Source organism: Vibrio sp. C8, assembly GCF_054051265.1.
Map to the genome: position 1 here is coordinate 72492 of NZ_JBPAOE010000012.1, position 7414 is coordinate 79905.

The 7414-nt window shown below is 43.2% G+C and carries 9 protein-coding genes; 4 read left to right on the top strand and 5 right to left on the bottom strand.

Annotation, left to right across the window (positions count from 1 at the left end):
- Positions 1-3: 3 nt before the first annotated feature.
- The 4 genes from ACRQQK_RS09435 to purE all read right to left on the bottom strand — a co-directional run bounded on the left by ACRQQK_RS09435 (position 4) and on the right by purE (position 3401).
- Complete coding sequence (locus ACRQQK_RS09435; RefSeq protein ID WP_457511152.1) at positions 4-936, bottom strand: phosphatidate cytidylyltransferase; 933 nt, start codon at positions 934-936, stop codon at positions 4-6.
- On the bottom strand, positions 929-1606 hold the full coding sequence (locus ACRQQK_RS09440; RefSeq protein WP_457511153.1) for a CDP-alcohol phosphatidyltransferase family protein: 678 nt from the start codon (positions 1604-1606) through the stop codon (positions 929-931). The genes ACRQQK_RS09435 and ACRQQK_RS09440 overlap by 8 nt, the downstream gene beginning before the upstream one ends.
- A gap of 172 nt (positions 1607-1778) precedes the next feature.
- Positions 1779-2912: a 5-(carboxyamino)imidazole ribonucleotide synthase gene (locus ACRQQK_RS09445; RefSeq protein WP_457511154.1), complete on the bottom strand. Its 1134-nt coding sequence runs from the start codon at positions 2910-2912 to the stop codon at positions 1779-1781.
- A gap of 3 nt (positions 2913-2915) precedes the next feature.
- On the bottom strand, positions 2916-3401 hold the full coding sequence (purE, locus tag ACRQQK_RS09450; RefSeq protein WP_102942830.1) for a 5-(carboxyamino)imidazole ribonucleotide mutase: 486 nt from the start codon (positions 3399-3401) through the stop codon (positions 2916-2918).
- Between the two features lie 236 nt (positions 3402-3637).
- Here purE and ACRQQK_RS09455 point away from each other — a divergent pair, with 236 nt between their 5' ends.
- The 4 genes from ACRQQK_RS09455 (at position 3638) to ACRQQK_RS09470 (ending at position 6463) form a co-directional block, all read left to right on the top strand.
- Positions 3638-4195: an L-threonylcarbamoyladenylate synthase gene (locus tag ACRQQK_RS09455; protein ID WP_457511155.1), complete on the top strand. Its 558-nt coding sequence runs from the start codon at positions 3638-3640 to the stop codon at positions 4193-4195.
- 35 nt (positions 4196-4230) lie between these two features.
- Positions 4231-5145 (top strand): oxygen-dependent coproporphyrinogen oxidase, encoded by a 915-nt coding sequence (gene hemF / locus ACRQQK_RS09460; protein WP_457511156.1) that lies wholly within the window; start codon positions 4231-4233, stop codon positions 5143-5145.
- Positions 5146-5366: 221 nt separating this feature from the next.
- On the top strand, positions 5367-6197 hold the full coding sequence (gene aroE / locus ACRQQK_RS09465) for a shikimate dehydrogenase (protein ID WP_457511157.1): 831 nt from the start codon (positions 5367-5369) through the stop codon (positions 6195-6197).
- On the top strand, positions 6197-6463 hold the full coding sequence (locus ACRQQK_RS09470; protein ID WP_457511158.1) for a DUF1488 domain-containing protein: 267 nt from the start codon (positions 6197-6199) through the stop codon (positions 6461-6463). The genes aroE and ACRQQK_RS09470 overlap by 1 nt, the downstream gene beginning before the upstream one ends.
- Here the strand turns inward: ACRQQK_RS09470 and ACRQQK_RS09475 are convergent, their stop codons facing one another.
- Positions 6464-7015 carry a gamma carbonic anhydrase family protein gene (locus ACRQQK_RS09475; RefSeq protein ID WP_457511159.1) on the bottom strand — a complete coding sequence of 184 codons (552 nt, stop codon included), beginning with the start codon at positions 7013-7015 and terminating at the stop codon, positions 6464-6466. It lies immediately after the preceding gene.
- Positions 7016-7414: the final 399 nt, after the last annotated feature.

Genomic DNA, 7414 nt, shown 5'->3' on the forward strand with positions numbered 1-7414 from the left:
TCTTCAGTAATACAAATAGTGAACGTAGTGGAAAAAGAGTGGGGCGGTAAACATTAGACTATCAATGCGATCGAGTATCCCGCCATGTCCGGGTATTAATAGACCGGTATCTTTTATTCTAAGGTCTCGTTTAACGGAAGAAATAACTAAATCTCCAATAAACCCACTGATAGCAATGATAACCCCTGCGATTAGGCCTTCAAAAGAGGTTAGAGGCGTTAAATAAGGGGCAAAAAAGTAACTTGCTGTAATGATGGTGAGTGCCCCGCCAACAAACCCTTGCCATGTTTTATTTGGACTTACTTTGGGTACTATTTTATGAGTTCCAAATGTTTTCCCCCATACGTATTGGCATACATCATTAAACTGTGTAAATACCAAAAGAAATAATAGAATCCCTATGGTTCCCGCTTCGGAGTTCTTACTCGGCAGCATGAGTAAATAAGCCATATGACTGACACAAAAGACAGTTAGCATTAAACCCCAATGAATGATGCCCGCTGAACGAATAAACCCTTTTGTCTCTCCAACTAACACAGCCATCATTGGTAAATATAAAAACATGTACACAGGAATAAAAATAATGAACATGCCGTACCAACCAATAGAAAGCCAGTAATACTGAAATGGAATTGACAGGTAAGCCCAAAAAATAACTCTTCGATCAGCCGTTCGGGTCGGAACAATAGAAAGAAATTCTTTAAAAGCCATGAAGCTTAAAAATGCTACGAAAATAAGTGTGTACTTAGTCGGAAGATAAAGCGCTATAAAAACAATACCGATCATCCACCACCATGACCGGATTCTTAGTTTTAGCTCTTGATAATCTCTTTCAGGGTGTCGACGAGATAGGAATAGATAGCAGAGTGTCCCAATGGTTAATACTAATACAATGATAACCATCATGTGCAGAGAATGAAGAGGAATGCTAAGCATTAGACTTCTCCTCAGAGTTTATTTGCATTTTAAAATTATAAATAGTGACTAATCTGCGCCAACAAGTGAACAAGCATCCGATAGCCATGAAAATTAGCGCATAGTCCATTAAGTGCAGTGTTATAAAGCGTTGAAGGTCGAATAGCTGATAAACAAACATGGCTATGCTCGTTACTGTTAATATTGCCATACGATGCTGTTTTGCCATTGGTCCTTGAAAATCTGCGGGACACCCAATGCTAACACCAAGAACTCTAATATAGGCTGTACACACCGCTAACACAGCAACAAACCAAGCTATATGGACTATAAATTGATAGTGTGCAATCAGCCCAGCGCCAAGAATAAAAAAAGCATCTGCAATTCTATCTGGTACTTCATTGAATAAGTCTCCAGCAGCAGATTTTTTCCCGCCTTCTACAGCAACCATACCATCCAGAAGGTTACAAAGTAGGCGTAGTTGAATCATTAATGGAAAAATTAATAGCCAGATAATGGATGAATTGAGGTAGAAAAAAATACCTGCAATAAGCCCGGATAATGCGAATGCAATACTTAATAAGGAAATAAAGTTGGGAGTTATGGGTGTTGAACTAATCCAGACCGCAAACTTGTTGAAAATGGAAATTTTTCTTGAGGCAAGTGGGCGGCGATTTGATTGATTATCCATATTGATTGTTACCAACTTTAACAGGTAGGAAAATGGATATGATTATCGCCCTGGTTGCATATGTAAGTGTATGAAAAAGTATGTGGAAAGAGTGATGTTTAGCACAATTGTAGTGTTAAAAGTCGTTGAGCCGCTAAGTAAGGGGCTCAACTGATAAATAAAAAACAGATAGTTATGACTTAAACTGCTTAGCAACTTCCTGAACTGCTGGAAATGCTTTTGCATCTAAAACATCTGCCAATTCACACAGTTTACGTACCAGTTCACCGTGGTAATCAGCCGTCACGTTGATATGGCCCATTTTTCTTCCCGGACGCTTTTCTTTTCCGTACCAGTGAATATGGCAACCTTCCATTGCTAGCAAGCTTTTTGGTAACGAGTCTTCGCCAAGAATATTGATCATCGATGTCTCGCGAACCAGTTTGGTGCTGCCTAATGGCATGCCACAAACCGCGCGCAGATGATTTTCAAACTGACAGGTTTCCGCACCTTGTTGTGTCCAGTGCCCAGAGTTGTGTACGCGAGGTGCAATTTCGTTAACCAGCAGTTTTCCTTGAACATCAAAGAACTCTAGAGCTAAAACGCCAACGTAATCTAAGCTGTTTACCACAGCGGTAAACATCTCTTTTGCTTGTTCTTGTAGCTCAGGAGCATCAATAGCAGTTGAAAGGCTAAGGACACCATTCACGTGTACGTTTTCAGCCAATGGGTAAACTGAAACTTCGCCATTTTTGCCACGAGCACCAACCAGAGAAACTTCACGGTCAAAAGGAACAAACTCTTCTGCAACAATCGCTTGGTTATTTGAAGAAGCAATACACTCTGCCATCTCCGGCCAAATTTTATCTGCATCTTCCGTGTTCTTCAGACGCCATTGTCCTTTGCCGTCATAACCACCTAAAGCACTTTTTAGTACCATAGGAACGCCTACATGAGCGATCGCAGTATCGAAATCTTCACGACTATTGATAACTGTGTACTTTGCATTACGCACACCAGCGTTATCTAACAGTGCTTTTTCAAGTCTGCGGTCACCGCCAGCTTTAATGGAGTCAGTGCTTGGCAGGAACTTTCCGCTACGTTCACACACATCAAGCACATCATGAGGAATATGCTCAAACTCAGCGGTAATGACATCAGCCTTTTCAATCGCTTGCTCTAAACCATGACCAATCACAGCTTGAGTTAAAGGATGAACGACATTCTTGCTGTTAACGTCAAACGCAGAAATTTCAATATTAAGTGGTGCGCCAGCCAATGACATCATACGTGCAAGCTGACCTGAACCTAATACCAATACGTGCATCAATTATTCCTCGGCTGGATTTGGGTTTGCCAGTACAGATTCAGTTTGAGCCGTGCGGAAAGCTTCCACTTTTGCCATCACTTCTTCATCAAAAGTACCGATGATTTGAGCAGCTAGAAGCCCTGCATTAGCCGCGCCAGCTTCACCAATCGCAAGCGTACCTACCGCAATGCCTTTTGGCATTTGAACAATAGAGTATAGAGAATCTAAGCCAGAAAGAGCGCGAGACTGAACAGGTACACCAAGAACAGGCAAGCTAGTGAATGCTGCTGCCATTCCCGGTAGGTGGGCAGCACCGCCAGCACCAGCGATAATCACTTTTAGGCCACGTTCTTTCGCGCTGCTTGCGTAGTCTGCTAGGAGTTGTGGAGTGCGATGAGCTGAAACTACTTTCGTTTCATAAGGAACACCGAATTGCTCTAGCATCTCTGCTGCAAGTTTCATTGTTGGCCAATCCGATTTGGAACCCATGATAATACCGACTTTCATCTCAAACTCCTTCAAGCGTATTTATTTTGGTGAGCGAACGCCGCGCATTATACGAGGATTTTTACATCAAGCAAACGATTGCGTTGTTGTGATCAATAAATGTTGGCGGACATATTACCCTTCGATGTTGATGGAAGGGTGGTTTGAACTTCCACTCGTTAAGGTATAGGCGAAGTCACCGATAATTTGTACACTGGGCGCAAATAGAAATAAGTCAGCTCAATTAGGTAGTTTTCGTGAATAATTTTGAACAAGCTTTACATGCATTGCAGTCTGGTGAAGTGATTGCTTACCCGACAGAAGGTGTTTTTGGTGTGGGTTGCGATCCGGACAGCCCAGAAGCCATTGAGAGGTTATTGCAACTAAAGCAAAGACCTGTAGAGAAAGGTTTGATTTTAATTGCAGCCTCATATGAACAACTGCTTCCTTATATAGATGAAAGCCAGCTAACCGCAGAACAATTACAACAAATCAAATCAACCTGGCCCGGTCCTGTCACTTGGGTTGTTCCTGCGAGCAGTAAAGTATCCAAATGGGTCAGTGGTCAGTTTGATACCATCGCAGTGCGTGTAACCGATCATCCTTTGGTTCAACAACTGTGTAACGCTTACGGTAAACCGCTAACCTCAACCAGTGCAAACTTAACTGGCCAACCTTCTTGTATGACAACGGAAGAGGTTGAAGAGCAGCTTGGCGATAAACTGGTTGCGATTCTACGTGGCGCAACTGGCGGGCGGAACAAGCCAAGTGAAATTCGCGATGCGAAAACCCTACAAGTATTAAGACAGGGCTAACTCACTCTGCGATTGGAATGCGTAAGGAACAAAAGATGTCGATAATTAATAAAGAAGCCGTAAAGCAGTTTTTGCTGTCTCTACAAGACCAAATTTGTCACCAATTAGAAGTCGTTGATGGTGGTGCTCAGTTTATTGAAGATGCGTGGCATCGCGAACCAGGGGAAAAACTCGGTGGCGGTGGTCGCTCTCGTGTGATGCGTGATGGTTTGGTGTTTGAACAAGGTGGCGTGAACTTCTCACATGTTACTGGAAAGCAAATGCCAGCGTCAGCAACGGCGCATCGCCCTGAATTGGCGGGACGTAAGTTTGAAGCTATGGGTGTCTCTTTAGTTATGCACCCTAAAAACCCTTATGTTCCGACATCTCATGCCAACGTGCGCTTCTTTATTGCAGAGAAAGAAGGTGAAGAGCCCATTTGGTGGTTTGGTGGTGGTTTCGACTTAACACCTTTCTATCCTTTTGTTGAAGATTGCCAGCAGTGGCATTCAACCGCGAAAGCTTTATGTGAAGCGTTTGGAGATGATGTTTATCAGCAGCATAAAGAATGGTGTGACCGCTATTTCTATCTTCCTCACCGAGAAGAAACTCGCGGTGTTGGCGGCCTATTCTTCGATGATCTGAATCATTGGGAGTTTGATAAGTGCTTTGACTATATCAAAGCGGTCGGTAAAGGTTACTGCCAAGCTTATGTACCGATTGTTGAGCGTCGTAAAGAAACCGAGTATGGCGAGAGAGAACGTCAATTCCAGTTGTATCGCCGTGGTCGCTATGTGGAATTTAACTTAGTGTTTGACCGAGGAACACTTTTTGGTCTGCAGACTGGCGGTCGTACAGAATCAATACTGATGTCTATGCCACCACTAGCTCGCTGGGAATATAACTACCAGCCAGAAGCTGGTAGCAGCGAAGCTAAACTGAATGAGTTTTTAGTGCCGCGTGAGTGGTGACAGAATTTGCACTGAGTGGTAGGGTCGTTAAGTACTGTTAACTGTACCCTTCCTACTTGAAGCTGCAGCGCTTTATGTTTTGGTATGGGGACTACGTTCGTTAACCCCAATCACATAGTTATCTATGCTCATGGGGATTCACTTACTTTCCGCCTACCTGCAACTCTAAGTAGTTTGGGTGTAACAGACTCAACGACCTTTTTATTGGTAGAGGCAGGGATATGGCTTTTGTAAAAGATCACTATGCGGTGTTTGGTAATCCTATCGGACACAGCAAATCACCTTTCATTCACACATTGTTTGCACGTCAAACTAATCAAAGCATGGAATATACCGCTGAGTTAGCGCCAGTTGATGGGTTTGTTGCTGCAGCCAAAGCATTTTTTACCAACGGTGGCCGTGGTTGTAATGTTACGGTTCCTTTTAAAGAAGAAGCCTATAAGTTTGCAGACCGTTTAACTGAGCGAGCACAACTTGCTGGTGCGGTGAATACATTAAAGAAACTGGATGACGGTGAGATCTTAGGTGATAACACCGACGGAGAAGGTCTAGTACAAGATTTGATGCAATATCAGGTGCCACTAAAAGGTGCCAAAATTCTACTTATTGGTGCTGGTGGTGCAGCTAAAGGTGCACTGAAACCACTGATTGACAAAGAGCCAGAGAGTATCACCATTACCAATCGAACTTTTGCTAAAGCTGAGTCATTAGCGAACACCTTCAGCGGTTTCGGAAAAGTGAATGCAGCAGAGATGAGCCAAATCGAGGGCAGCTTTGATCTTATTATCAATTCAACCTCTGCAAGCTTAGATGGAAAGCTACCGGAAATCTCTCCTTCTATATTCAGTGCCCAGAGTGTGGCTTACGATATGATGTATGGCAAAGGCCTGACTATCTTTAACCAGTGGGCGCTGGATAATGGCTGTGGTCATGCCCACGACGGCTTAGGAATGTTAGTTGGGCAAGCTGCTGAGAGCTTTATGTTATGGCGAGGTTTGCGTCCCGGCACAAAACAAATCCATCGTGAACTAAGAAAAAATTTGGAAGGCTAATGAACCAATCGATTCTTTTCCCTGACATGCAAGAGTGGAACAGTGAGCTACAAGCCGTAACGTTTCCTGCTCAACAATCTGGTGCTTTAATTGAGTGTATTGTAACGTTCGATGAGCTTGCGAAGATCTCGGGTGTAACTATTAATAGTGAGCAAGAAGCGTTAGCTGCATTTGCGACTGTTCGCTTTGACCTAGAAGAACTGGCTGAGGAGCTGATTGAAGACGAAGCCTTCAATCAGCTTGGACAAATAGAAGTTGTTAGCTGATCAAAGCACAACATCTTCAACATCGTTTAAATAGACATTTTTCGTCTGCACGTAGTTATCGGCAGATTTTAGTAGGAAAGCTCGTTCTTTATCCGAAAGGGGACGAGCTTGCTTAACTGGGCTACCCACATATAAGTAACCACCCTCGAGAACTTTCCCCGGTGGAACCAAGCTGCCTGCCCCAATCATTACATCACTTTCTATTACAACGCCATCAAGAACAATAGCCCCCATTCCAACGAGTACGCGATCGCCAATTGTGCATCCGTGTAGCATAACTTTATGACCGACAGTCACATCATTACCTATAATTAGTGGGTAGCCGTTTGGGTTATCGGCATTTTTGTGAGTGACATGCAATACGCTACCATCTTGGATGTTAGAACGTTCACCAATATGTATGTGGTTAACATCGCCGCGAGCTGAGACTAATGGCCAGATACTGGCGTCGTCCCCTAATTGAATATCGCCCACTATTATAGACGTTGAATCGATATAAACGCGGGAACCAATTTTAGGTACAATAGCTTTGTAACTACGAATAGGGCTCATATGGCCTCCTTTTTCTGGCTGACAAGGGCATATTAAAAGCCAATTAGTTGCATTTATAGCCTGTTGCGCACAAAAAAACGTCAAACAAACAAAAAATAGAAAAAAAGCCCAAAAAGCACTTGCCAATGTGAAGCTGATCTCTATAATGCCCCCTCGCTGACACGGACAAGCTTCGAAAGAAACAGGAAAGTGTTCAGCAAGGTTGTTTTGTAAGGCTGAAAGCCTGCGAAAATAAACTTAAAAAGTGTTTGACACGAAAGTTTATATCGCTAAAATGACCGCCTCTTCCGAAGTGACCTAAGTCACTAACGTGTAGGAAGGCAGCTCTTTAACAATTTAAACCTATCAATCTGTGTGGGCACTCGTTGATGAAAATCAAAGTTAAGTCTTCTCTCTTGT

Excerpts from the sequence above, each read along its gene's own strand:
- ACRQQK_RS09435 (WP_457511152.1), bottom strand. The coding sequence starts at position 936 with ATGCTTAGCATTCCTCTTCATTCTCTGCACATGATGGTTATCATTGTA.
- ACRQQK_RS09470 (WP_457511158.1), top strand. The coding sequence starts at position 6,197 with ATGAACCAATCGATTCTTTTCCCTGACATGCAAGAGTGGAACAGTGAG.
- ACRQQK_RS09445 (WP_457511154.1), bottom strand. The coding sequence starts at position 2,912 with ATGCACGTATTGGTATTAGGTTCAGGTCAGCTTGCACGTATGATGTCA.
- ACRQQK_RS09475 (WP_457511159.1), bottom strand. The coding sequence starts at position 7,015 with ATGAGCCCTATTCGTAGTTACAAAGCTATTGTACCTAAAATTGGTTCC.
- aroE (WP_457511157.1), top strand. The coding sequence starts at position 5,367 with ATGGCTTTTGTAAAAGATCACTATGCGGTGTTTGGTAATCCTATCGGA.
- ACRQQK_RS09440 (WP_457511153.1), bottom strand. The coding sequence starts at position 1,606 with ATGGATAATCAATCAAATCGCCGCCCACTTGCCTCAAGAAAAATTTCC.
- hemF (WP_457511156.1), top strand. The coding sequence starts at position 4,231 with ATGTCGATAATTAATAAAGAAGCCGTAAAGCAGTTTTTGCTGTCTCTA.
- purE (WP_102942830.1), bottom strand. The coding sequence starts at position 3,401 with ATGAAAGTCGGTATTATCATGGGTTCCAAATCGGATTGGCCAACAATG.